This is a genomic window from Stenotrophomonas genospecies 3, from assembly GCF_054473855.1.
This window is the reverse complement of sequence record NZ_JBTMUR010000002.1, coordinates 139,103-160,899: the sequence shown is the minus strand read 5'-3', so window position 1 is coordinate 160,899 and position 21,797 is coordinate 139,103. Positions and strand designations below refer to the sequence as shown.

General features: G+C 65.0%; 29 protein-coding genes and 2 pseudogenes. 13 read left to right on the top strand and 18 right to left on the bottom strand.

The annotated features are described in order from the left end of the window. Positions 1–80: 80 nt before the first annotated feature. From ACX9OT_RS03155 to moaA, 7 genes are all read right to left on the bottom strand, one after another. Entirely contained in the window at positions 81–446 is a 366-nt protein-coding gene (locus ACX9OT_RS03155) for a hypothetical protein (RefSeq protein ID WP_459000874.1), read from the bottom strand. Beyond that, positions 443–991, bottom strand: coding sequence for a molybdenum cofactor guanylyltransferase (gene mobA, locus ACX9OT_RS03150; RefSeq protein ID WP_459000872.1), 549 nt, complete (start codon positions 989–991; stop codon positions 443–445). Before mobA ends, ACX9OT_RS03155 begins: the two co-directional genes overlap by 4 nt. 138 nt (positions 992–1,129) lie before the next feature. After that, positions 1,130–1,630 (bottom strand): molybdenum cofactor biosynthesis protein MoaE, encoded by a 501-nt coding sequence (locus ACX9OT_RS03145; RefSeq protein ID WP_459000870.1) that lies wholly within the window; start codon positions 1,628–1,630, stop codon positions 1,130–1,132. A 3-nt stretch (positions 1,631–1,633) separates the two neighbouring features. Then, on the bottom strand, positions 1,634–1,894 hold the full coding sequence (locus ACX9OT_RS03140; protein ID WP_006371550.1) for a MoaD/ThiS family protein: 261 nt from the start codon (positions 1,892–1,894) through the stop codon (positions 1,634–1,636). Next, complete coding sequence (locus ACX9OT_RS03135; RefSeq protein WP_459000867.1) at positions 1,894–3,147, bottom strand: molybdopterin molybdotransferase MoeA; 1,254 nt, start codon at positions 3,145–3,147, stop codon at positions 1,894–1,896. Before ACX9OT_RS03135 ends, ACX9OT_RS03140 begins: the two co-directional genes overlap by 1 nt. Next, on the bottom strand, positions 3,147–4,142 hold the full coding sequence (gene moaCB / locus ACX9OT_RS03130) for a bifunctional molybdenum cofactor biosynthesis protein MoaC/MoaB (protein ID WP_459000865.1): 996 nt from the start codon (positions 4,140–4,142) through the stop codon (positions 3,147–3,149). Before moaCB ends, ACX9OT_RS03135 begins: the two co-directional genes overlap by 1 nt. A gap of 8 nt (positions 4,143–4,150) precedes the next feature. After that, the gene (moaA, locus tag ACX9OT_RS03125) at positions 4,151–5,131 is read right to left on the bottom strand and encodes a GTP 3',8-cyclase MoaA (protein WP_459000863.1); all 981 of its coding nucleotides are present in this window, start codon (positions 5,129–5,131) and stop codon (positions 4,151–4,153) included. A 194-nt stretch (positions 5,132–5,325) separates the two neighbouring features. Between moaA and ACX9OT_RS03120 the strand changes: the two genes are divergently transcribed. Continuing rightward, on the top strand, positions 5,326–5,730 hold the full coding sequence (locus ACX9OT_RS03120; protein ID WP_075677990.1) for a ribonucleotide reductase subunit alpha: 405 nt from the start codon (positions 5,326–5,328) through the stop codon (positions 5,728–5,730). On the opposite strand, the gene ACX9OT_RS03115 is transcribed toward ACX9OT_RS03120, so the two are convergent. Beyond that, positions 5,724–6,053, bottom strand: coding sequence for a hypothetical protein (locus tag ACX9OT_RS03115; protein WP_459000861.1), 330 nt, complete (start codon positions 6,051–6,053; stop codon positions 5,724–5,726). The genes ACX9OT_RS03120 and ACX9OT_RS03115 overlap by 7 nt on opposite strands. 569 nt (positions 6,054–6,622) lie before the next feature. Between ACX9OT_RS03115 and ACX9OT_RS03110 the strand changes: the two genes are divergently transcribed. Then, on the top strand, positions 6,623–6,997 hold the full coding sequence (locus ACX9OT_RS03110) for a hypothetical protein (RefSeq protein WP_459000859.1): 375 nt from the start codon (positions 6,623–6,625) through the stop codon (positions 6,995–6,997). 45 nt (positions 6,998–7,042) lie between these two features. Here the strand turns inward: ACX9OT_RS03110 and ACX9OT_RS03105 are convergent, their stop codons facing one another. Beyond that, complete coding sequence (locus ACX9OT_RS03105; protein ID WP_049462758.1) at positions 7,043–7,378, bottom strand: DUF6984 family protein; 336 nt, start codon at positions 7,376–7,378, stop codon at positions 7,043–7,045. Between the two features lie 220 nt (positions 7,379–7,598). On the opposite strand from ACX9OT_RS03105, the pseudogene ACX9OT_RS03100 reads away from it, so the two are divergent. Further along, positions 7,599–7,860, top strand: a pseudogene (locus tag ACX9OT_RS03100) (IS3 family transposase); the annotation flags it as partial. Positions 7,861–7,897: 37 nt separating this feature from the next. Here ACX9OT_RS03100 and ACX9OT_RS03095 read toward each other — a convergent pair. Together ACX9OT_RS03095 and ACX9OT_RS03090 are read right to left on the bottom strand one after the other, a co-directional pair. Beyond that, complete coding sequence (locus ACX9OT_RS03095; protein WP_229298137.1) at positions 7,898–8,473, bottom strand: hypothetical protein; 576 nt, start codon at positions 8,471–8,473, stop codon at positions 7,898–7,900. 4 nt (positions 8,474–8,477) lie between these two features. Next, a pseudogene (locus ACX9OT_RS03090) lies at positions 8,478–9,755 on the bottom strand (RHS repeat-associated core domain-containing protein); the annotation flags it as partial. 264 nt (positions 9,756–10,019) lie between these two features. Between ACX9OT_RS03090 and ACX9OT_RS03085 the strand changes: the two are divergent. Then, positions 10,020–10,868, top strand: a complete 849-nt coding sequence (locus ACX9OT_RS03085) for an aspartyl protease family protein (protein WP_459000856.1) — start codon at positions 10,020–10,022, stop codon at positions 10,866–10,868. A 1-nt stretch (position 10,869) separates the two neighbouring features. Here the strand turns inward: ACX9OT_RS03085 and ACX9OT_RS03080 are convergent, their stop codons facing one another. Next, entirely contained in the window at positions 10,870–11,499 is a 630-nt protein-coding gene (locus ACX9OT_RS03080) for a cation efflux transmembrane domain-containing protein (protein WP_107433727.1), read from the bottom strand. An 84-nt stretch (positions 11,500–11,583) separates the two neighbouring features. On the opposite strand from ACX9OT_RS03080, the gene ACX9OT_RS03075 reads away from it, so the two are divergent. Then, the gene (locus tag ACX9OT_RS03075) at positions 11,584–11,994 is read left to right on the top strand and encodes a MerR family transcriptional regulator (RefSeq protein ID WP_107433728.1); all 411 of its coding nucleotides are present in this window, start codon (positions 11,584–11,586) and stop codon (positions 11,992–11,994) included. A 73-nt stretch (positions 11,995–12,067) separates the two neighbouring features. Then, the gene (locus tag ACX9OT_RS03070; RefSeq protein WP_459000854.1) at positions 12,068–14,050 is read left to right on the top strand and encodes a TonB-dependent receptor plug domain-containing protein; all 1,983 of its coding nucleotides are present in this window, start codon (positions 12,068–12,070) and stop codon (positions 14,048–14,050) included. On the opposite strand, the gene arsH is transcribed toward ACX9OT_RS03070, so the two are convergent. Beyond that, positions 14,051–14,779, bottom strand: coding sequence for an arsenical resistance protein ArsH (arsH, locus tag ACX9OT_RS03065; RefSeq protein ID WP_049462762.1), 729 nt, complete (start codon positions 14,777–14,779; stop codon positions 14,051–14,053). It abuts the gene before it with no gap. Positions 14,780–14,796: 17 nt separating this feature from the next. Between arsH and ACX9OT_RS03060 the strand changes: the two genes are divergently transcribed. The 7 genes from ACX9OT_RS03060 (at position 14,797) to ACX9OT_RS03030 (ending at position 18,658) form a co-directional block, all read left to right on the top strand. Beyond that, positions 14,797–15,126, top strand: a complete 330-nt coding sequence (locus tag ACX9OT_RS03060; protein WP_107433730.1) for an ArsR/SmtB family transcription factor — start codon at positions 14,797–14,799, stop codon at positions 15,124–15,126. A 15-nt stretch (positions 15,127–15,141) separates the two neighbouring features. Further along, a complete protein-coding gene (locus ACX9OT_RS03055; RefSeq protein ID WP_459000851.1) occupies positions 15,142–15,645 on the top strand; it encodes an arsenate reductase ArsC in 504 nt (167 codons plus the stop codon). Between the two features lie 14 nt (positions 15,646–15,659). Beyond that, entirely contained in the window at positions 15,660–16,691 is a 1,032-nt protein-coding gene (arsB, locus tag ACX9OT_RS03050) for an ACR3 family arsenite efflux transporter (protein ID WP_132811141.1), read from the top strand. 161 nt (positions 16,692–16,852) lie between these two features. Then, positions 16,853–17,200, top strand: a complete 348-nt coding sequence (locus ACX9OT_RS03045; protein WP_459000849.1) for an RcnB family protein — start codon at positions 16,853–16,855, stop codon at positions 17,198–17,200. Positions 17,201–17,272: 72 nt separating this feature from the next. Beyond that, positions 17,273–17,560, top strand: coding sequence for a hypothetical protein (locus ACX9OT_RS03040; protein ID WP_459000847.1), 288 nt, complete (start codon positions 17,273–17,275; stop codon positions 17,558–17,560). Further along, positions 17,557–18,183 (top strand): hypothetical protein, encoded by a 627-nt coding sequence (locus tag ACX9OT_RS03035; RefSeq protein WP_459000845.1) that lies wholly within the window; start codon positions 17,557–17,559, stop codon positions 18,181–18,183. Before ACX9OT_RS03040 ends, ACX9OT_RS03035 begins: the two co-directional genes overlap by 4 nt. Before the next feature lie 82 nt (positions 18,184–18,265). Beyond that, complete coding sequence (locus ACX9OT_RS03030; protein ID WP_032129972.1) at positions 18,266–18,658, top strand: diacylglycerol kinase; 393 nt, start codon at positions 18,266–18,268, stop codon at positions 18,656–18,658. Between the two features lie 49 nt (positions 18,659–18,707). On the opposite strand, the gene ACX9OT_RS03025 is transcribed toward ACX9OT_RS03030, so the two are convergent. The 5 genes from ACX9OT_RS03025 to ACX9OT_RS03005 all read right to left on the bottom strand — a co-directional run bounded on the left by ACX9OT_RS03025 (position 18,708) and on the right by ACX9OT_RS03005 (position 21,666). Continuing rightward, positions 18,708–19,463, bottom strand: coding sequence for a DUF3307 domain-containing protein (locus ACX9OT_RS03025; protein ID WP_134951469.1), 756 nt, complete (start codon positions 19,461–19,463; stop codon positions 18,708–18,710). Between the two features lie 96 nt (positions 19,464–19,559). After that, positions 19,560–20,036, bottom strand: coding sequence for a hypothetical protein (locus ACX9OT_RS03020; protein WP_071227913.1), 477 nt, complete (start codon positions 20,034–20,036; stop codon positions 19,560–19,562). A gap of 36 nt (positions 20,037–20,072) precedes the next feature. Further along, positions 20,073–20,252 carry a hypothetical protein gene (locus ACX9OT_RS03015; protein WP_071227912.1) on the bottom strand — a complete coding sequence of 60 codons (180 nt, stop codon included), beginning with the start codon at positions 20,250–20,252 and terminating at the stop codon, positions 20,073–20,075. 2 nt (positions 20,253–20,254) lie between these two features. Continuing rightward, a complete protein-coding gene (locus tag ACX9OT_RS03010; RefSeq protein WP_071227911.1) occupies positions 20,255–20,686 on the bottom strand; it encodes a hypothetical protein in 432 nt (143 codons plus the stop codon). Positions 20,687–20,748: 62 nt separating this feature from the next. Beyond that, complete coding sequence (locus ACX9OT_RS03005) at positions 20,749–21,666, bottom strand: M14 family metallopeptidase (RefSeq protein ID WP_459000841.1); 918 nt, start codon at positions 21,664–21,666, stop codon at positions 20,749–20,751. Positions 21,667–21,797 lie beyond the last annotated feature (131 nt).

Genomic DNA, 21,797 nt, shown 5'->3' with positions numbered 1-21,797 from the left:
GCCATTAGGCCGCGCAGCAACAACGACGGGGTTGATCTGGATCAATCAGGGGCCGGTTTCCACCGTGCCCCTGACAAATGTCAAACCGATGGTGCGATGGTGCGGCGGGTCACCCCGCGCTGGCGCACGCTGTCGCGCACGTCCACATCGAACTGCAGCTGAAGCTGGCTGCCATCTTCCAGGGCAATGTCGAACGGCAGGCCATCCCGGCACGGCAACCGCGCCGCCAAGGCCTCGACGGCCGGGCGCGGCAGTACCAGGCGGCAGAAGGTGCCGCCATCGAGCAGCACCGGTTGATCACCGCCATGCAGCGACACCGCAATGCCCCAGCCCTCGATGCCGCCAAAGCGGGTCATGTTCTCGACCGATTCACCGGCCAGCAGGCGCGCCAGTTCGGCCTCGTCCAGGCGAAGCCGTACTGATTGATCCTGCAACTGCACTTTCATGACGCAACATCCTCCCATTGTTCGGGGGTATTGCAGTTGACCAGGCAGGCTTCGTCAACGCTTTCCAGCAGCAGCGCGTACATCTGCAGGCGGCGCTGGAAGGCCTGTACCGAGCGCGGCCCGTCCGCATCATCCAGCATCGCGGCCAGCACGCTACGAGTGGCATTGTCCACATTCAACCGCATGGGAAAGGGATGCCCGTCAAAGATCGTGCATGCGCCCTGCCCCTCGGCAGCCAGCCGTTGCAGCAGCCGTGGCGCCAGCAACGGCGTATCCACCGCTACCACCCAGGCCGGGCTGTCGGGCATCTGCTGCATCACGCTGTGCAGTCCACCCAGGGGACCGCAGCGCGCCACCTGATCGGGGATGCCACCGAAGGCCGGATAGTCGCCGCTCACCCACACCCGTTCGGCGCCGGCCTGCAGCAGCAGGCCACGCATGTGTTCCAGCAGGGTGCGCCCCTGCCACGGCAGCAGCGCCTTGTCTCGCCCCATCCGGCTGGACAGGCCGCCGGCCAGCACGATGCCGTTGATGGTTCCATTCATGGTAGAGCCACACCATGCGTGGCTGCGCCGGTTGGATACGCGGGAACGGCCCCATCCACGCATGGCGTGGATCTACTGAACCCCACGGCCATCCAGACATTCGGTGGTAGAGCCACGCCATGCGTGGCTGCAGCGGACTCAATGGTGGTGGTCGTGCGCATGGTCATGGCCATGTGCGGGTTCGTTGTCCGCATGGCACAGGCTGCAGCCCTCGCTCCACTCGCTGTCGCCGTCCTCATAATGTTCCTGCTTCCAGATCGGGCACTGGTGCTTCACCGCCTCGATCAACTGCCGGCAGGCCCGGAACGCCTCGTCACGGTGCGGGCTGCCCGCCGCCACCACCACCGCCACATCGCCGATACCCAGGCGGCCCTTGGCGTGGGCCACATACAGCTTCAGCTTCGGTCCAAACGTAGCCTCGACCTCGGCCGCCAGTCGCTTGAACTCGTTCAACACCAACGGCTCGAACAGGTCATAGGTGATCCCGGTCACCGGCCGGCCGATGTTGACGTCGCGCACCTTGCCGATGAACACATCGATGCCACCGAAACCCGGATCGGACACCGCAGCGATGCCCTCGGCCGGATCGATCGACGCCTGCGCGCGATCCACCACTTTGGCGATGATCTTCTTGCTCATGGCTCAGCCCCCGCTTACCGGCGGCAGGATCGCCACCCGGCCATCGTCGGGGAGCGCCTCGTGGTCACGCAGCACGCGTTGCTGGTCGGCAAACGCCGAGTAGTCCAGCAGGCCCGCGCGGAAGCCCGGCCAGCGCGCAGGCAGCAGCTCGCGCAACGCCTGGCGCAGATCGGCCACAGTGCCACCGGCTACCTCCACCGCGATCTCGCGGCTGGCATCCAGATCGGAAAATGCACCGAACAACTGCAGATTCACCTGTTTCATCATGACTCCTGGCTCGCCAGCTGCACCGGGTCATGGTGACCCCAGCCCTGTACCCGCACCGGCGTGCCAGCGGTGGCCAAGTCGCCCTCGGCCTCCAGCACCACCCAGGCGTTGGCCTGCAGCATGGACATCAAACGGAACGATTCCTGCCCGGACAGCACGCGCGCACTCAGGCGCCCCTGCGCGTCCACTTCCACCCGCGCACGCGCGTGGAAGCGCAGGCCCGGCGGCTTGCGCACGTCGGCCTGCAGCGGCAGCTGCAACACGGTTTCCGGTGCCAGCCCCAACAGGCGGCGCAGCACCGGCTCCACGAAGAAGCGCTGGCCCACGGCGGCCGAGACCGGGTTGCCGGGCAGACCGAAATACAGCGCACCATTGGGCAGCACCGCGAACAGCAACGGCTTGCCCGGGCGGATCGCCACCTTGTGGAACACGATGCGCGCACCACGGCCACGCAGTGCATCGGGAACGAAATCGTAGCGGCCGGCCGACACCGCGCCCGTACTGATCAGCAGCTGCGCGCCGGCAGCCAACGCTTCATCCAGCACCGCATTGAACGCCGCCACATCGTCACCCACCGTGCCCTGCCACACCACTTCGGCACCGGCGGCCTGCAGGCGGCCAACCAGATACGGCCGGTTGCTGTCACGGATCTGGCCGGATTCCAGCGTCTGCGCCGCCTCGGTCACCAGCTCCTTGCCGGTGGCGATCACTGCCGCCTTCGGCCGCGCCACCACCGCCACCTGGCCCACGCCGATGGCATGCAGCAGGGTGCGCGCATTGATATCCAGCACCTGCCCGGCCTGCAGCACACGTTCGCCGTCGCTCACATCCTGGCCGCGCAGGCGCACGTTCTGGCCCGCCTTCACCGTGCCCTTCAAGGCGATACGGGTCGGGCGCCCATCCTCGCTGGCGAGGACGTCCACGTTCTCGACCGGCACCACCGTATCCAGCCCAACCGGCATGCGCGCTCCGGTCATGATTTCCCAGGCACCCTCGCCGCCCTCGGCACCGGCATCGCCGGCCGCCTGCCAGCCCTGCACCGCGAATTCGGTACCGGCTTCGAACGTCGTGCCGTTGGCGCGCAGCGCGAAACCGTCCATCGCAGAATTGTCGAACGGCGGCAGCGACTGCCCACTGATGATGTCACTGGCCAGAGTGCGGCCGCCGGCCTCATGCAACGGCAGGCGCTCGGCCGGCAGCGGCGTGGCCGCATCCAGCAGGTGCTGCAGGGCTTCGCTATAGGCAATCATCAGTGGCCACCACCATCGACCATCGCCAAAGCGTGGCCCAGCACCGGCGCCAGAATATCGAGGCACTGCGCCGCCGCCTTCGGGCTGCCCGGCAGTGCGAACACCAGCATGTTGCCCAGCTGCACCACCTCGGCGCGGCTCAGCCAGGCCATCGGCGTGTGCTGTGCGCTCAGTGCCCGCACCATCTGCGCCAGGCCATGCACCGGCCGTGCGTTCAAGGAACGCAGCGCCTCCGGGGTCAGGTCACGCGGGCCCAGCCCGGTACCGCCGGTGCACAGGCACAGGCGCACGCCCTCGGCGGCCAGTGCCTGCAGGCGGCCAGCCAACGGCACGATGCCGTCGGGCAAGATCTCGGCGGCCACGACCTCACCGCCCAGCTTTTTCAGGCCGCTCACCAGGGTTGGGCCGGACACATCTTCATAGGTGCCCTCGCTGGCGCGATCGCTCAGCGTGATCACCGCGCAGGCCGCGCCCTCCAGGCCCTTCGGCGCACGCGGCTTGAAGCGCGCGCGCTCGGCATCGTCCATGCCATCCGGGTGCAGCCACACGCCGCGCTTGCCGCCTTCCTTGAACAGCAGGCGGATGCCTTCGATGCGCAGGGCCGGTTCCACCGGCTTGCTCAGGTCGTACAGGGTCAGCAGTGCCGCGTTGACGCCAGCCAGTGCCTCCATCTCCACGCCGGTGCGCGCCTCGCTGGCGCACTCGCACCACACGCGGATTGCCTCCCGTTCCGGCAACGGCGCGCAGAACACCTGCACCAGTTCCAGCGGCAGCGGATGGCACAGCGGCATCAGCATCGAGGCCATCTTGGCACCCTGCAGGCCGGCAATCTCGGCCATCACCAGCGCATCGCCCTTGGGCAGGCGGCGCTCGACGATCAGCGGATAGGCCACCGGGCCGGCATGCAGCTCGCCCACCGCCACCGCACGGCGGCGGGTGATGCGCTTGTCGCGGACATCGGCCATGTGGAAGGCCGCATTCAATTCCCCACTCATCGTGTTGCTCATCCTCCGATGGAGGCCAGGTGCGGGGTCAGCCCGGTCTGGCCCTGGTGCAGTCCATGCCCGGCCGCTTTCAGGCCAAGCTGTGTGGTGATGCGTGCCAGCAGTGCGTCATGGTGGTCGTCGCTCTGCAGCAGCGGGCGCAGCGGCACGCCGAACTCGCCGAACAGGCACAGCCGCAGGTCGCCCTTGGCGGTCACCCGCAGGCGGTTGCAGCCCTTGCAGAAGTCACGCGAATACGGGGCGATGATGCCGATGCTGCCGCGATGGTCCGGATGCCCGAACTCCCGCGCTGGGCCGGCGTCGGCCGCGCGCGGCTGTTCGTGCCAGCCGGCCGCCAGCAGCTGCTCGATCACCAGGTCGGCGCGCAGGTGGTGGCGCTGGAAATAGGCTTCGTTGTCGCCGGTGCGCATCAGTTCGATGAAGCGCACGCTGAAGGGGCGGTCGCGCAGGTAGTCCATCCACTGCGGCAGCTCGTCGTCGTTCAGGCCGCGCAACAGCACCGCGTTGAGCTTGATCGCCGGCAGGCCCAGCGCCTGTGCCAGGGCCAGGCCCTGCTCGATCTCCGGCAGGCGGTCATGCCCGGTGATGGTTTTGAAGCGTTCGCGCTGCAGGCTGTCCATGCTCACGTTCAGCGCGGTCAGGCCGGCGCGGTGCCAGCCCGGCAGGCGCCGCGGCAGCAGCGTGCCATTGGTGGTGATGGCCACCTTGCGGATGCCCGGCACTGCCGCCACGGTGGCGATGATCTCGTCCAGGTCCTTGCGCAGGCTGGGCTCGCCACCGGTCAGGCGGATCTTGCTCATGCCCAGCGCGGCAAACGCACGCACCAGGCGCGCGATTTCATCCACCTGCAGGAAGCGTGGGCGGCCATCGGCCTGGTAACCGTCGGGCAGGCAGTAACTGCAACGGAAGTTGCAGGCTTCGGTCAACGACAGGCGCAGGTACGGAAAGCTGCGTCCGAAACCGTCGGTGAGTTGGCTCATGGCTGGTCCACCTTGTTGCTCCACCGTCTTGCCTGTACCCGGAACGGCCCGGAAACCCTCATCTGCTGGAACGATTGCCAGAGTACGCGGCAGTCAGTTCCATGGGCATGACTTAAATCAATCGTCTTCGGCCCCGCGCGGCAGGCGTTGTGGCAGCATGCGGCTTTCCGTGCAGCGGGCGTGTGACAACCCTCATGATGATGAACGATTTCCAGCAGCTGCTGCACGCCGCAGGCCAGCAGGCTGAACCGCAACGCTTGTTGTTCGTATTCGTGCGCGCCGAGCTACCCGAATCGCCCACCAGCGACCAGCGCGACCGGCATGACCGCCGCGAGGGCGGCACCCTGTCGCCGGTGCTGTGCGTGGACAAGCTGCCGGCCGAGGTGCCCAGCTTCCAGGCGCTGGCTACGGAATCGACCACCACCGGCATCGACTGGGACCTGGTCTTCGTGGCGGCGCTGGACGGCCGCGCCGGTTTCGCGCCCAACAGCGACGAAGCCGCGCGCCCGCTGCAGCTGATGGTCAACGCCATCCATGACGGTCAGATCGGCCGCTTCGCCGCCTTCGACCGGGGCGGCGAGCCCGTTCAGTTCTATTGAGCCACCAGCTGCAGGGTCAGGAAGAAGATCACCAGCACGGTGTTCAGGCCCCACGCCACGGTCAGCCCACGCGCCGCTACGCCCAGGTTGGGGTTGTGCGCGGTGGGAGCCGCCCGCCAGACCGCCGGGATGATCCAGCCGGTATAGAGCAGCAGCACGGCAAATACCCCCAGCAGCAGCGTGGTGCGCTGGTTGGCCAGGGCCCAGAGGGCTGCCGCCCACAGAATGTTGCTGGGAATCACGCCCTGCAGCCAGAACACACTCCAGAGGCGGCAACGGCCCTGGGCGTCGGGGGTTGGGTGCAGCGAAGCGGTCGCGGTCATAAGTCTCCTTCTGGTTAGGAAACGTGCTGGACCAGCCTGCGCTTGGTGGCTGGGAACGTCAACCCGAGTCGCACGTCACGCTTTGGCGCTGCTGGGGCCCGGCCAGGCTCGACTCAGCCTCGCGCGGAGCCTGTCGCCATCGCCCCTCCCCACCCGCTTCCTTTCCTCGCCCAACCTCGACACCTGTCGCAGATTGCACGGTGCGGGCGGATCACCGCGCCAGCCCGCGCTGGCAGTGCTTAACAGCGTGGGAGAATGCCGAAAGCGTCTCCAATCGAGCGATGTTTGCAACTCTTCTGATTGGCATTGCACAGCGCCAGGGGCTCAGATGGCGTGCCACCGGAAAAGGGTGGCCGGGCTTCGAACACCCGAGTTGATGTTGATGTATGCGCTTGCCAGCCGGCGTCACCTCAGCGTGGCGCCGGCTGGCAATCCGTCTGCCGGCTATGGCGGGCGGTGCGTGGGGGCCTTCGGGCCCGCCGGACTGACATCAACCCGGTGTTCGAACCACGTACCGTCCGCCACTTTTATGAGTGGCGGCTACCGATTGCCCTGCACGGAGCCTTGCCATGAACGAATCGGACTTCCCGCATCTGCACGCCTACCGCAGCGCCGCCCACGACGACGGTTCGCCACAGGCTGTGCCCGCAGTGGACAGGAACACCTTCATTGCCAACCTCCATCGCATCTGCGTCGGTGCGGCGGCCGATGGCCAACCCTGGCGGGAGCGGCATCAGCTGCCCGGGCGCTGCCTGGCCCTGGCCGATGCCGATTGCGCGTTGAGCGGGTTGCGTGTGGTGCTGGAAATGCTGCTGGCGGCGGAGCGCACCCGCCAGAACGGCGAACCGGAAGAGTACGTGGGCGACCGGGTGATGGAGGGTTTGGTACTGGCCAGCCAGTCATTGTGCGCGCAGGCGGTGGGGCGGTTGCAGCCTGAAGGGTGAATGCCATGCGCCACGGCCTTCAGCGAGGACCGCTCTCAGCAGGCGTCAGTGCTCGCTGAAAGCACTTCTCAGATCGACGCCGATGATCGAAGAGAAGTCCACCTTCCACAGCTCCAGCTCGAAGAGTTGATCGTGATTATCCAGGCACAGGGTGACTCTCACCGGCACGCCGTCAGCATCGGCAAGCATGGCCGTGGCAATGTCACTGCCGAAGAGCTGGGTCGTGCTGGACAGGAACACCACGCCCCCGAATCCGACGACACCCACATCCTCCACCTGAGCGAGCGCCAGATCCTTCAACAACCGTTCGGACAGCTCTGTCGTCTCCGGCAGCAGCCTGTGGATGAGGGAGACCTCGTCGGGGGTGAGGAATCTGGGCACGGGATGTCCTTCAGGGCACTGCACCCGCCATCGGCAGATGCTCGATCCGCCATGTCCTGGCGCAGATGAGAATGACGCTTCCGGTCGAGCTGGTCTCGAGACGGAAACACTTCAGGCCGGACAGCGGATAGCCGACCGCCTTCCAACGATCAAGAAGATCAGCAAGTCCCGGCTCGTTATCGTCAACCCTGGCGAACTCAATTCGCTCTTCACCCAGTAAAACTGGCAGAGCGTTCTGCGCGAGCAGACATCCTGTGCAGCATGAGCCGGATAGGAAACAGCCATGACAACGCATCGATGGAGAACTTCTTCCAGCGACAGTAGCGGGAACATACAATGCAGAGGATCTAAAGCAATCACGACGAGACACGCGCAAACGTCGCCCTGCACATCGAGATGTTCTAGAACCCAAGACAGCGCCACCGCTCCAGCGACGAGCCGCCCCAATAAAGTTCGAGACGCAGCAGGCACTTGGCGGCTGATGGCTACCCGGGAAACACTGGACGATTAACCTTTGGATCAGGCCCCGCCCAGCTTCTTAACATTCTTCTCCTTCACCACGTCCAGCATCGATTTGACCGCCTCAACTCCATGATTCAGGGCCACTATTAGAGAATCGCAAAGTTTCAGATCATGATCATCCAACGCCGGGACTAGTTCCTTCAGCAACTTCAGCGCTAGATCCGTCTTGCCTAATAGCGCCAATGCAGTTGCATGATTGATATGAGCGTGAGCACCTCTCAAGCCCCGCGTCTCAAGAAATGATGCAAATTCCATCAAGGTCATTGAAGACTTCGCTTCAATAACGTTTCGCAGCTCGATCGATGAAAGAATGCTCTCAACCACATCATCGTCTGCCATTTGATCCCTTCCGATAAACGGCCGATCCGCGATTCGGCTGCTGTAGGAAAGATGCGGCCCAAAGGAGTCAAACAATGGAAATACAAAATTCCATACATAGAGCCCCCTTGGGACGAACTCCAGAACAATTCCTTGTGCCACATAGTCATAGTCACTTCGGAAAAAATATCCGCTTGACCCGCCGATCAGGCCGGACCTTTTCCGCAGAAGGCTGCAAATGTATCGCTTGTTCATCTTATCAACGGCCTTCAGGCTTAAGTTCCACCACGAGAGTTCCCTCGGGGAGATTCTTGACGTACTTATTGTACTGATCCCAGGAGATGTAAGCCCAACCAGTCTTCAGATCGAAGATGGCTTGAGGTGCATCAACTGGGCCGTACACAGCGTCCGCCCGTGAGGACCCCGGGTACCCATACCTAACAACCCTACGGCCAGCGTAGCTCACCTCAGTCGCATACTGAGACGTCGGGCATGTGGTATCCACCAGGCGCTTGAACTCACTATGGATGAGCGTTCCGCGTATCCAAGGCAGTGAGCAACGCCATCCACAGGTGGCGTCAATGGTGGACGCTGCTTGGTTTGCCAGCCTCTGGAGCCGATTTCCGACCGCCTGCAACTCCGGTGAAACAGGTACGGCCTGAGGTATGTATTTTTTATCGGCCAAGCCTAGCGGATCGACACGGCCAGTGGGATCTCCGCTTCCATACGCGAACGAGTTCAGTCCACCCATCAACCCAATTGGATCGCTCTGGGTATACCGCCCCACTGCCGGGTCGTATTCCCTCCGATAGTTGTAGAACAGCCCACTCGCATCCGTCGCCTGTTGGCCCGGGAATCGCAGCGCCAACTCGAATGCCACGCCATCGCCGTCCGGGTCGGTACTCGGAATCTGGTTGCCGAACACCTCGCTCTTGTTGCTCCACTCCCAGATCGCCACATCGCGCGCCGGGTCGATCACCACGCGCGGCGTACCCAGATGGTCCGGCTGGATGTAGGCCAACTCCGGCACACCTTCGCTTGGCACGCTGATCAGCGCCACCGGGTAGTTGTCCAGCCAGATGGCCTGCTGCTGCGCCTGGCCCGTGGCCGAGTAGTTGCCCAGCCACTGCCCTGCTTCGTTATACAGAGTGATCTGTGCAGCGCCACCAGCCGGGGTGCGCAGCACGCGCTCGCCGCGATGGTTGTAGGCGTAGCTTTCCAGTACGGCGTTGCCTTGCTTCACCGCGTTCATGCGGTTGGCATCGTTGTAGATGAACGTCTTGCCGCCGATGCTGGTGGTGTTGCCCACCGCGTCATGGTTGCGCGCTTCACCATCCACCGCAGTCAGGCGATGACTGGTTGCGGGATAGGTGTAGCTGGCAGTGCCCGCCGAAGTGGTCAGCGCGGTGCGATTGCCGGTGGCGTCGTAGGCATAGGTTTCAATCGGCGTGCCGGTCGCACCGTCCTGGGTCTGGGTCAGGCGACCCAGCGCGTCGTAGGCGTACTTGGCCAGTACCGTCGAGCCAGTGCCGTTACGGTGACATGTTCAAGTCAAGGCCCGCGACATCCGTCACATTTCCACCCGCGCGGATTCCAGATCCAGCCGATTACCGCGACAGCTTTCGGAGCAGCCTGCGGGCAGGAAACACCTGCAACCGCCTGCATCCCTCAAGCATCAGAAGATCCTGGACACCCATGGAACAGGATCATGAGGCGCATTCCCCCGCATCGCCGTACCGCACTCGGCACTCGCCGTTGGCGCAGCACTGCCATCGCCATCCTCACTCTGCTGACGCTTCCCGTGGCCACCCTCGCCTCACCCGTGGCGGATAGCACCTGTACCCTCCCCGCCCGCCCGGGCGAGCGCATCATCGACGTTCCCTTTGACGTCATCGACGGGCGCATCCATGTGCAGGTGCAGGTCAACGGCAGCGGCCCCTACCGCTTCGCCATCGATACCGGCGCCAGCGGCATGGCCCGCGCGGACAGCCGCCTGGTGCGGAAACTGACGCTACCTGCGGACGCCAGCACCCACCACTCCGACGGCGTGCAGACAGCGCGAGCCGACACAGTGCGCATCGACGCCCTGGCGCTCGCCGGGCTGCGCCACAGCGACGTGACCGCGCTCACCCGCGACTACAACGCACGCCAATCCAAAGACGCAGTGTTCGACGGCATCCTTGCGCGCGGATTCTTCGCTGATGGCGTGCTGATCATTGATTACCCCCAACGGCGCCTGCAGTTCCGCCGCGACATCGACCTCCTGCCCGCGCAACCGGACACGCTCGCCTACTCACGCGCCTTCCGCATCCCGGTGACGATTGGAACAGTGACCACAGAGGCGCAGCTGGACACCGGCGCCAACGTCGCGATGGTGCTGCCCACGGCACTCTTCCGGCGGGCAGCCGGTGCCGCAGTGACCACCGGGGATCGACTGACCCTCAGTCACGGCGAGGTCGATGGCGGACATGCACAGCTGGATGTTCCCGTGTTGATCGGCGGCCTGGCGCTGCAGGGGCTGGACGTACGGGTGTCCGACCGCTATCCGGAAGCGGTGGTGGGCGCCCATGCGCTGCAGGAAGCAGTGGTGCTGATCGATCAGCGCAGCCAACGTGTGGCAATCTGCCCAAGCAGGCCCCATCGCAACTGAGTCACTGTCGGCGTGCTGCCCGCCATGCCAGCCACGCTTCAGCGATCACGCCCACTGCCGACCTCAGGAACAACAGGGCGATCACTGCGCCAACGACAATATCCGGCCAGCCGCGCCCGGTCATGGCCACGCCACCCGCGGCCACCAGCACGCCCAGGTTCGCGGCCACGTCATTGCGCGAGCACTCGAACGTGCTCTTCATGTTGATGTTCAACCTGCGGAATCGCCATAGCAGCGCCAAGCAGGTGAGGTTCGCCACCAGGGCAATGCCACCGAACACCAGCATCAGCGTGCTGGATGGTGGCACCCCGTTGACCAGCTTGCCGGCCACTTCGAACACGATGAACACGAAGAAGGCCAGGATCAGCAGACCCTTGGCCAGCGCCGCGCCCGCCTCCCAGCGCGCGCCCCGGTTTACCGCCCACAGGCTCAGGCCATAGACGATGGCATCCCCCAGCATGTCGACCGCGTCGGCCTGCAGGGCGCTGGATCGCGCGGCAAGGCCCGCGCCGAACTCGATGAAGAACATCGCCAGGTTGATTGCCAGCACCGCCACCAGCACCCGCCGTTGGGCGCTGTGCAGCGCTATCGATGCCAGCTCCTGGCGTTTGTGGCCGCAGCACTGGTCCATGGGGGCGCTCCGCCGGGCGCGCCCGGGCTTGAAATGAAAGGGAACTGCCTTTATCAACCTTGTAGCCCCTACAAGGTCAAGCCCATGACAGCCCCACTCACCATCGGCCAGTTGGCCCGCCAGACCGGCACCAAGGCAGAGACCATCCGCTATTACGAAAAGATCGGCCTGCTGCAGCCGCCGCTGCGCTCGCAGGGCAACTACCGCTGCTACGACGCACAGGATCAACGGCGGCTGGCATTCGTGCGCCGTGCACGCGAGCTGGGGTTCGCCATCGAGCAGATCCGCGAACTGATCGCCTTCGGCGAGCAACGCGAGCACGAGTGCAGTTCGGTGGATGACGTGGTGAAGGCACACATTGCCGACATCGCGCGCAGGATTGCCGACCTGCAGGCGCTGCAGGGCGAACTGCAGCGGATGATCGGCAACTGCCCCGGCGGGCGCGTGGCCGACTGCCGGGTACTGGAAGCCCTGCGGCCCGCGCCGGCAGCTTGACCTTGTAGCCGCTTCAAGGTTTACAACGCCGGGTCACTTCGCCACCGTGCGGCCTGGCCGCCCTGACGACACCATGCCCCAGTACCTGCGTTCCACGCCCCTGTTCCTGGCACTCACTACTGCACTCCTTGCCAGCACCGCCCCCGTTTTCGCGCATGAGCCTCCTGCGGCGCATGAAGGCCATGGCGACGAAGCAGTGGAACTGGACGCGGTGACGGTGCAGTCCACACGCTCGGGGCGCCGGGTATCGGACGAGCCCATCCGCGTGGACGTGGTATCGCAGGAAGAGATCGAAGAAAAACAGCTGATGTCGCCCGGCAACGTATCGATGCTGGTCGCCGAGACCGCCGGCGTGCGCGTGCAGAACACCTCGCCAGGCATGGGCGGATCGAACATCCGCATACAGGGACTTCGGGGACGCTACACGCAGCTGCTTGCAGACGGTCTGCCGTTGTATGGAGGGCAATCGTCTTCCATCGGCCTGCTGCAGATCCCGCCTACGGATCTGGGAAGTGTGGAGATCATCAAGGGCAGTGCTTCGGCGCTGTATGGGCCGGCTGCGCTGGGCGGCGTGGTCAACCTGATCTCGCGCCGCCCTCGCGACACCCGCGAGGCCGAAGTACTGCTCAATGCCACCAGCCGTGGCGGTCAGGACCTTACCGGCTATGTGGCCGGCCCGTTGGACGGACACTGGGGCCTGTCGATGGTGGGCGGCTATCACCGCCAGGATCGGCAGGACCTGGATGGCGACGGGTGGGCGGACATGCCTGGCTACGAACGCATGACCCTGCGCCCCCGCGTGTTCTGGGAATCGGAGGACGGCGCGCGTGCGTTGCTGACCGCGGGTGCTACCCGGGAAAACCGCCAGGGCGGCACCCTGCCCGGCCGGGTGGTGGCTGACGGGCAGCCCTTCACATTGAGCCAGCACACCGAACGCTATGACGCTGGCGCCGTGGTCGACCTGCCCATGCGTGAAAGCGATCGCCTGCAGCTGCGCGCTTCGGCAATGACCACACGCCATCGGCACCGCTACGGCGCATCGCCGGAAAACGACACCCATCAGACCGGCTTCGCCGAGTTGAGCTATGGCTCAGGTTTCGGCAACACGAATTGGCTGGCTGGCGTGGCCGCGCAGCAGGACCGCTTCCGCTCGCGCCAGTTCCAGTCCTTCGACTACCGCTATACGGTACCCGCTGTATTCGTACAGGCAGAGCAGACGCTGCTCGATGATCTGATCCTGTCAGGCAGCGCACGCTGGGATGAGCACAGTGCCTATGGCAACCACTTCAGCCCGCGCCTGTCACTGCTGTTCCGCCCTCGCGACTGGACCGTGCGTGCATCGCTGGGCAAGGGATTCCATGCACCCACGCCCTTCGTGGAAGAGATCGAGGCTGCAGGATTGTCACGACTCGAACCACTACAAGGCCTGCGCGCCGAGACGGCGACCACCGGTGCCATCGATGTCGGCTATGCGCAGGGCGCCTGGGAAGCGAATCTGAGTCTGTTCGCATCGAACATCGATCATGCGGTCCGATTGGTTGATTCCACGACGATGCCCGGCGAGCGCGTGCAACTGGTGAATGTGCAGGGCATGACCCGCACACTTGGCAGCGAACTGTTGCTGCGCTACCGCTGGCAGGACGTCACGGTGACCGGCAGCTACGTCTACACCGACGCGCGGGAGCCCGGCGTGGAGGGAGTTGGCCGCAGGACGGTCGCACTGACTCCACGCCATACTGCCGGACTGGTCGCGATGTGGGAGCAGCATGGCCGGGGCCGGGTCGGCCTTGAAGCGTACTACACCGGAATCCAGGCACTGGATGACAACCCGTGGCGCCAGCGCAGCCGGCCGTATGTAGAGCTGGGCGCTCTGGGTGAAATCGTATTGGGCAAGGTCAGCCTGTTCCTCAACCTGGAAAACCTGCTCAACGTGCGACAGAGCGGCTACAACCCGATGCTGCGCCCACGCCGCGCCGTCGACGGGCAGTGGACGGTGGATGCCTGGGCGCCGTTGGAGGGTTTCGTGGTCAACGGCGGCATGCGCGTGAAGTTCTAGTCAGACGCCGGTCGCTCCCGCCGCCCGCGCCAGCTCCACCGCCAACGCATCGCCCTTGCGCTCGCTGTAACGGTCCACGAGGTAGTCGGCGCGGCCGCGGGTGAGCAGCGTGAACTTCACCAGTTCTTCGACCACATCCACCACACGATCGTAGTAGGGCGAAGGCTTCATCCGCCCGTCTTCGTCGAACTCCTGCCAGGCCTTGGCCACCGACGACTGGTTGGGAATGGTCAGCATGCGCATCCAGCGGCCCAGTACCCGCAGCGTATTGACCGTGTTGAACGACTGCGAACCGCCGCAGACCTGCATCACCGCCAGCGTCCGGCCCTGGGTCGGCCGCACGCTGCCGTCTTCCAGTGGCAGCCAGTCGATCTGGTTCTTGAACACGCCGGTCACCGTGCCGTGCCGCTCCGGGCTGACCCACACCTGCCCTTCCGACCAGTGCGACCACTCGCGCAGCCGCTGCACTTCCGGATGCCCCTTGTCCACGCTGTCCAGCAGCGGCAAGGCATGTGGATCGAACACGCGCGTTTCGCAGCCCAGATGCTGCAGCAGGCGTTCGGCCTCCAGTGCCAGCTTGCGGCTGAACGATTGCGGACGCAGTGAGCCATACAGCAGCAGGATGCGTGGCGGTCCCTGGCGTTCGGCCGCCAACCGCTGGTGATCTGGCTGGGGAAGCGAAGCCTCCCTCAGATGGGGCAGCGAAGGACTTGTGATTGGCTTGTTCATTCGACTATTCTAGAAATATGGAAACATCAAATGCAATCACTGCGCTCACCGCACTCGGCCACGCCACCCGCCTGGCAGCCTTCCGCCTGCTGGTCGAAGCCGGCCCAGCCGGTCGCATGGCCGGCGACATCGCCACAGCCCTCCAGGTTCCTCCCGCCACCCTCAGCTTCCACCTGAAGGAGCTGGTACAGGCCGGCCTGGTCGAGAGCGAGAGCCAGGGCCGCCACGTCTGCTACCGCGCGAACTTCAGCGCAATGACCGGCCTGATCGAGTACCTCACGCACAACTGCTGCGCCGGTTCGCCCAGCGAACAGTGCGCGCCGTTGGGCAATCCCTGCAGCTGCTGATTCGGAAACGCCATCATGTCCCGCTCCATCCTGTTTCTCTGCACCGGCAACAGCGCCCGCAGCGTGCTGGCCGAAGCCACCCTGCGCGCGTGGGGCGGCGACCGCTTCACGGCCTACAGTGCCGGCAGCCACCCGACCGGCAAGGTCAATCCGTTCGCGCTTGCACAGCTTCGCGCCGAAGGCATGCCGGTCGCGGGACTGCGCAGCAAATCCTGGGATGAGTTCGCCGACGCGGCTCCGATGGATCTGGTGATTACCGTCTGCGGTGCGGCGGCAGCGGAAGCCTGCCCGGTGGTGTTCGGTGATTTCATCCGCAGCCATTGGGGTCTGCCGGACCCGGCCGCGGTAGGGGGCAGCGATGCCGACAAGGCTGCCGCCTTCGCCCACGCGCATGCCATCGTGAAGGCACGCGTGCAGGCCCTGCTGGCGCTGCCCGGGCACGTGTGGCAGGACCGCGGAATGCTGCAGCAGGCGCTGGACCAGATCGGCCATCTGCTGCCGGCAGCGCGCACGCCATGAGCACAGCGGCACCCATGGGCCTGTTCGAGCGCCACCTGACGCTCTGGGTCGCGCTGTGCATCATCGTCGGCACGCTGCTCGGGCACTTCCTGCCAGGTGCTTTCGCCTCCCTGGCGGCGGCTGAAGTGGCCAAGGTCAACCTTCCGGTGGCGGTGCTGATCTGGCTGATGATCATCCCGATGCTGCTGAGGGTGGATTTCGGTGCCATGCGCCAGCTGGGGCAGCACTGGAAAGGCATCGGGGTGACGCTGTTCATCAACTGGGCGGTGAAGCCGTTCTCGATGGCGCTGCTGGGCTGGCTCTTCCTGCGTCACGTCTTTGCGGACTGGCTGCCCGCCGGCCAGATCGACAGCTACATCGCCGGCCTGATCCTGCTGGCGGCCGCGCCCTGCACGGCCATGGTGTTCGTATGGAGCAACCTGTGCCGCGGCGATGCCAACTTCACACTGAGCCAGGTGGCACTGAACGACGCGATCATGGTGGTGGCCTATGCGCCGGTGGTGGCGCTGCTGCTGGGGCTGTCGGCCATCACCGTGCCGTGGGATACGCTGCTGCTGTCGGTCGGCCTGTACATCGTGGTTCCGGTACTGGTGGCCGCATTGCTGCGGCGCTGGATCCTGTCGCGCCATGGCCAGCCCGGGCTGCAGACGGCGCTGCGCCGGCTGGGGCCACTGTCACTGTCGGCGCTGCTGCTGACGCTGGTGCTGCTGTTCGGGTTCCAGGGCCAGCAGATCGTGCAGCAGCCGCTGGTGATTGCGTTGATCGCGGTCCCGATCCTGATCCAGGTCTATTTCACCTCCGGCCTGGCCTACCTGCTCAACCGGCGCCTGGGTGTGGCGCATTGTGTGGCCGGGCCGTCGGCACTGATCGGCGCAAGCAACTTCTTCGAACTGGCGGTGGCGACGGCCGTGGGCCTTTTCGGTGTCCACTCCGGTGCGGCGCTGGCCACGGTGGTGGGGGTGCTGATTGAAGTCCCCGTGATGCTTTCGGTGGTGAAGATCGTGAACCGGTCACGCAACTGGTATGAGGTGCGCGAGCGCGCTTGAGGCGGCCATGCCGGAGGCGGCGGCGTCGTGCCCGAGCCGCCAGTTGCAACGCCGTGGAATGCGCCCTGCTGCTACGGTGACAGCTCAGAAGTCCGTTCACATTCCTTGATCCATACTCCACGGCACGACGCCGCATGCAGCGGCAAGGCCCGGAGGTTGCAATGTACACCGCACGCTTGTTCGCCATTGCTTTGACCACGGCTGCCGCGCTGGCCGCGGCACCCGCCTTCGCCGATCCGCCGCACCATGCGCGCGGCAACGGGCCACCGCCGCACGCCGGTGGCCCGCACAACCGTGATGCACCGCCGCCGGGCTGGCAGAAGAAGGCCTGGCGTCGCGGCGAGCGCCTGCCATGGGCGGAAGTGGACCGCCGTTACTGGGTGGATGACTATGCGCGCTACCACCTGCGCGAGCCGGGCCGCGACCAGCGCTGGGTCCGGCAGTCCGATAGCGAGTACCTGCTGGTGGAGATTGCTACCGGGTTGATCATCGACGCGCTGCATCGTTGAATGAGGGGATGCGCCGGGGCGCTGATGTAACGAAATGCCCCGGCAGCATCCCCTTGTCCCCGGAAGCTGCAGATGCAGACATCAAGAGCACCACTCGCCCTCCTCGCGCTTCTGCTGTCAGCGTCGCCAGGCCATGCCGGCAACAACAGCCCAGCCCACAGTCCAGCCGATGAAAAAGCCATCGAACAGGTGGTCGAATCGTTCCGCACCTCGCTGATCAACAAGGACAAGCCGACCTACATGGGCCTGTTCTTCTCCGACAAACCGGAAGACTTCGATCCGCGATTCACGCAGCCCGGCCGAATGAGTGATCTGTCAGACTGGTGCCCACCGTTCGTCCATGCCAGCCAGACCCGATGACCCGGATTGCCGACCTCAGCGCCGACCAGCTCGCCCACCACGCGCTCAACATCTTCATCGCCCAGGGCCGTCACGTGGAAGGCGCCCGCGTGATCTACCGGGCGTTGCAACTGGACCCGCATCATCCCGGTGCGCTGCGCTGCCTGAGCGATTTCCTGGCCCACGAGGGCACCGAGCCCTTCGCGGCAGTCACGCTGGAACACGCCCTGTCCGGCGCCGTTCCACTGAATGACGATGCGCGCCGGATGCTGGATGACCTGCGCTTCCTCGACATCTGGTCCTGGGGATTCTCCCGGCACGTCTCCGGCGAAACCAACCTCAGCGGCGAAGCATTCAAGAACCGCGAGGATTTCGTGTTCGATGGCCCGGCCTATGCGGCCTTCCTCAACACGGTCACCGAGCCGGCCGGTTCTCTGCAGGGCGCCTTCCAGGCGGCCGTCCGCATCTGCGGGCTGATGTCCGGCCTGCTGCGCCACCCGGAGAAGGACAATCCGGCGTTCGATGATGTGCTGCGATCCTCCGCCTTCGTCGAGACCGAGGCGTACCCGGCATGGCTGACCTCGCCGGCGGACGATCTGGATGCCCTCGACCAGGCCATCCAGGCGCAGCGCCAGGCCGGCTGAAGGAAAATCCAACGGGCGTCCGACGCTTTCCCGACGCCCGCCTGCACATCCTGTCGTGAGATCACTTCATGGCAGGACCGGCATGCAGCCCCCCTCCCCCAAGGACAGCGGTAAATACCCGCATGGCAAGACCGGCCTTCGCCGCATCTTCTACACGCTGATCCATTCGCGCGACGGCTTCATCGCCACCTTCCGTGGCGAAGCCGCCTTCCGGCAGCTGTTGCTGCTGCATGCGCTGCTGATCGCCACCGCGTTCCTTCTGGACATCAGCCAGGTCGAACGCGCCGTGGTGCTGGCCGTCTGCTTCATCAGCCTGCTGGTGGAACTGCTCAACTCGGCCATCGAAGCGGTGGTCGACCGCATCTCGCTTGACCACCACCCACTGTCCAAGAACGCCAAGGACATGGGCAGCGCCGCCCAGACCACCGCACTGCTGATGGTCGGCACGGTGTGGGGCGTGATCCTGCTGGGTTAGCTCGCGCCCGACCCGCCGGGCATGGCCCGGCGCCACAACGCCGCAGCCGCTAGCGCCAATGCGAGATGGCGAGCTTGGTCAACATGGTTGCGGCGATGGCCCAACCGAAGCTGAGCATGGTACCGATGATCACATATTCGGTGTGTGCCCGCGCCTGCCGGTCGGCGAAGCGCAGCACCGATTTGGCGGCCAGCATCAACCCCACGCCCTCCGGCTGGCCCAGCAGCAGGAACATGAAGATCAAGCCTCTTTCCAGCCGCCCGATATAGCGCCCTGCGGTCTGCATGCCCTTGTGATCGTCGCTCTGCACGGCTGCGGTCGTAGGCGCCGATTCGGCGCTTCCCATATTGAGTCCTGCCGTGAACGGCGCAAGCAGCTTCTCCACCAGGACGCCGCCGACGTTGACCACCAGGATCAAGCCGCTCGCGATCGACATGCCCTGATACATCAACAGTTGGACCTGGGTCGGGATCATCCCGTACCAGCCATCGCGGGCAACGTGAGGGAACATCAACGCGATCAACACGATGAAGGCGATATGCACCAACTGGTCAATGACGAATGCGTGCACGCCATCGGGGAGCCAATGCACCTTGATCCAGTCCATCACCGCATGGCTGAAACCGATGATGAGATAGACCCATGGGTTGATTGAACCGGTCAGCGCGGCGATGACGAGCAGCACCACTGCTACGTGCAGCAGCAGGCCATGCAGTTCCTGCTTGCGCGCGATCATCTTCGTGGTCTGCAGCACGAAATCGGCGACAAGGTGAGCGGTCAACAGTACGAGCAGCGTTTCAAGCATGTCCTTTCTGCCTGTGAGTCCTTCCTGTGGCTCGCGTCGCGATAGCCAAGTCGCCGCCAAAAGCAACGAAATTTAGTTGCTTAAGCCAAAGCAACGCTATTTAGTTGCTTTTCCAGAACCATGAACACTCCCGTACGGCTGCATCAGTGCACGTTCAGCCGCGGTGATCAGCGCCAGCAAGGCAAAGACGCCAGCATCGTGATAGACCCGGTTCACCGATTGTCGGTGCCGGTTCAACGCATTGGCAGCTTCCAACTGCGAGGGGGCATCGGGGATCAGAAACAACGACGCCACCTCAGCCTGACTGCGTGTCCAGCGCGCGACAATAACATCGCAGGCAGACACCACTGCCGGTAACCAGTACAGATCCTCCCGTTGTACTGGCAGGGCTACGTCCATGTCCTGCGTGCGCCCCATGGATTCAAGCAACCGACCGGACAGCACGAATGCCTCACCCAGCGAACGCGACACCGCCTTCCGGTCCAATGCCTCTACCGTACCCAGTCCAATCGCGATCCGCGTGCGCGCCCGCGACTCCGACGCGGCAAGCTTGGCCTTGATCCAGGTCGCCAACCTCAGGAAACCGTGCGGCTGGGTGACCGCCAGCTGCTAGGCGTCGCCCCGGTAGAACTCGGGGCCGACAATGCCCGGCAAAGGCCACTCCATGGCCTGGGCCACGGCCACGGAAATCACTTCACGGACGTCATCAATGGTGGCCGCGTCCATCTCCGTGGACTTGACCAGGTCGCCGGTAAGCACGGCAATCAGATCAGACGATGTATCGGGCATGTTCATACCTTGGGCTGCACAGGCTGTACCTCACAGGACATCTGCGGCTGGCCAGCGCCGGCCACATCTGTGCCGGGCCCGCTCAACGCCATTCTACCGTCGTAGCGGTTGATCACCGCCTGCAACGTGCCCGCGCCAGCGATCGAAGGAAAATCCAGCCGATACAGGTTCGCCTCCACCTCCAGCTTGCCCGCGCGCGCGCTCGGACGGTTGACCCAGACCACCGACGCCTGGCCGGAGTCCAGGATCAACACCATCGGCGCCTGGGGCGTGGCGCTTGTGCTGCTGCAGGACAGCTGGATCACCCGCGGCGGCGTCAGATCGAGCGCCGACAGCTTGCATCCACCGAGTGCGGTCGTCGCCACCAGGACCGACACGAGTGATGGCCGGAGCAGAATCTTGGTCGTGGTCTTCGCCCGATCGTAACCCGACAATCGATCCTATGACCGGCGCATCGTGCAGGAACCTGCCGGGTCCGCTTGCACGTCCACGTGCCTTACTTCGTCAGGGCGAAATCCAGGCCTGCGCACACCGCCGCCACCTGCGCATCATTGCATTCCTGCGGGTTGGTGCGCGGGCTGTCCGGGTAGACCTCGGTGGTGGTGGCAAAGCGCGCGTCGGTGAAGCCGGCGCAGGCGCCGATCGAACGCGACTCACCCCAGACCACGCCTGGCGACTGCAGCGGCAGGCCGACTAGGTTGCCTTCGGCGTCTGCGGGGGCGATGTGGGTGATGGGCGCCACTGCGGCGATCAGGGCCTTCTGGAACTCGGCCTGCGGATTTTCACTGTTGCCGATCACGTAGAAGCCATCCGGAATGGTGTCGCGCTCGAACGGCTTGCCGTCACGGGCGCAGCGCGCCGGATCGAACTCGTGCAGGTCGCTGTCGGTGGTCTCGTGCAGGTCCAGGTGCACCAGCAGGTTCGGCTTGCGCTCGGCCACCCAGCGCATCAGCGCGGAGGCTTCCTCGATCTGGCCGCCGTCACGGAAGCTGCGGTTCGGGTCGATGGCATCCGGGTTCCAGCGCTGGATGCGCTCGTAGCCCCACGGGCTGACGCACGGCGCCACGATCAGGTTCAACCGGCCCAGGTAACGCTCGGCCTGCTGTTCCAGGAACTGCAGGGCGCCATGCACGCCGCTGGTCTCGTAGCCATGCACGCCGCCGGTGATCAGCGCGGTCGGCAGCGCCGGGTTCCAGTTGTGGTTGACCACCGCGAACAGCGGGTAGTGGTCCGGCGCATAGTCCAGCTGGCCGTACTGGATCACATCGAAGCTGTCGTCCAGGCGCTCGAGCGCGGCCACCACGTCGTCGTGGTAGCTGCGCTGGCGCTGCTGGCGCGCCCGCCACTGTGCGCGTTCCGCGTCGCCCCAGGGCTGTCCGGGGGTGCCGATCGGGTAGAACTGCGCAACAGTCATGGGGTACTCCAAGGGTCGAACGGGATGGGTGCAGCCGGTCATTCTAAGCCTTGTCGCGCCTGCGGGTCCCCTCCCCCCGCCCCGCCTTCATCCAGGCAGGGTCATCTGGTTGTAAAATCAACGGTTTTTGG

Coding starts and splice junctions, on each gene's coding strand:
- ACX9OT_RS03155 (WP_459000874.1), bottom strand. CDS start 446: ATGAAAGTGCAGTTGCAGGATCAATCAGTACGGCTTCGCCTGGACGAG.
- mobA (WP_459000872.1), bottom strand. CDS start 991: ATGAATGGAACCATCAACGGCATCGTGCTGGCCGGCGGCCTGTCCAGC.
- ACX9OT_RS03145 (WP_459000870.1), bottom strand. CDS start 1,630: ATGAGCAAGAAGATCATCGCCAAAGTGGTGGATCGCGCGCAGGCGTCG.
- ACX9OT_RS03140 (WP_006371550.1), bottom strand. CDS start 1,894: ATGAAACAGGTGAATCTGCAGTTGTTCGGTGCATTTTCCGATCTGGAT.
- ACX9OT_RS03135 (WP_459000867.1), bottom strand. CDS start 3,147: ATGATTGCCTATAGCGAAGCCCTGCAGCACCTGCTGGATGCGGCCACG.
- moaCB (WP_459000865.1), bottom strand. CDS start 4,142: ATGAGTGGGGAATTGAATGCGGCCTTCCACATGGCCGATGTCCGCGAC.
- moaA (WP_459000863.1), bottom strand. CDS start 5,131: ATGAGCCAACTCACCGACGGTTTCGGACGCAGCTTTCCGTACCTGCGC.
- ACX9OT_RS03120 (WP_075677990.1), top strand. CDS start 5,326: ATGATGATGAACGATTTCCAGCAGCTGCTGCACGCCGCAGGCCAGCAG.
- ACX9OT_RS03115 (WP_459000861.1), bottom strand. CDS start 6,053: ATGACCGCGACCGCTTCGCTGCACCCAACCCCCGACGCCCAGGGCCGT.
- ACX9OT_RS03110 (WP_459000859.1), top strand. CDS start 6,623: ATGAACGAATCGGACTTCCCGCATCTGCACGCCTACCGCAGCGCCGCC.
- ACX9OT_RS03095 (WP_229298137.1), bottom strand. CDS start 8,473: ATGAACAAGCGATACATTTGCAGCCTTCTGCGGAAAAGGTCCGGCCTG.
- ACX9OT_RS03080 (WP_107433727.1), bottom strand. CDS start 11,499: ATGGACCAGTGCTGCGGCCACAAACGCCAGGAGCTGGCATCGATAGCG.
- ACX9OT_RS03075 (WP_107433728.1), top strand. CDS start 11,584: ATGACAGCCCCACTCACCATCGGCCAGTTGGCCCGCCAGACCGGCACC.
- ACX9OT_RS03070 (WP_459000854.1), top strand. CDS start 12,068: ATGCCCCAGTACCTGCGTTCCACGCCCCTGTTCCTGGCACTCACTACT.
- arsH (WP_049462762.1), bottom strand. CDS start 14,779: ATGAACAAGCCAATCACAAGTCCTTCGCTGCCCCATCTGAGGGAGGCT.
- ACX9OT_RS03060 (WP_107433730.1), top strand. CDS start 14,797: ATGGAAACATCAAATGCAATCACTGCGCTCACCGCACTCGGCCACGCC.
- ACX9OT_RS03055 (WP_459000851.1), top strand. CDS start 15,142: ATGTCCCGCTCCATCCTGTTTCTCTGCACCGGCAACAGCGCCCGCAGC.
- arsB (WP_132811141.1), top strand. CDS start 15,660: ATGGGCCTGTTCGAGCGCCACCTGACGCTCTGGGTCGCGCTGTGCATC.
- ACX9OT_RS03045 (WP_459000849.1), top strand. CDS start 16,853: ATGTACACCGCACGCTTGTTCGCCATTGCTTTGACCACGGCTGCCGCG.
- ACX9OT_RS03040 (WP_459000847.1), top strand. CDS start 17,273: ATGCAGACATCAAGAGCACCACTCGCCCTCCTCGCGCTTCTGCTGTCA.
- ACX9OT_RS03035 (WP_459000845.1), top strand. CDS start 17,557: ATGACCCGGATTGCCGACCTCAGCGCCGACCAGCTCGCCCACCACGCG.
- ACX9OT_RS03030 (WP_032129972.1), top strand. CDS start 18,266: ATGCAGCCCCCCTCCCCCAAGGACAGCGGTAAATACCCGCATGGCAAG.
- ACX9OT_RS03025 (WP_134951469.1), bottom strand. CDS start 19,463: ATGCTTGAAACGCTGCTCGTACTGTTGACCGCTCACCTTGTCGCCGAT.
- ACX9OT_RS03015 (WP_071227912.1), bottom strand. CDS start 20,252: ATGCCCGATACATCGTCTGATCTGATTGCCGTGCTTACCGGCGACCTG.
- ACX9OT_RS03005 (WP_459000841.1), bottom strand. CDS start 21,666: ATGACTGTTGCGCAGTTCTACCCGATCGGCACCCCCGGACAGCCCTGG.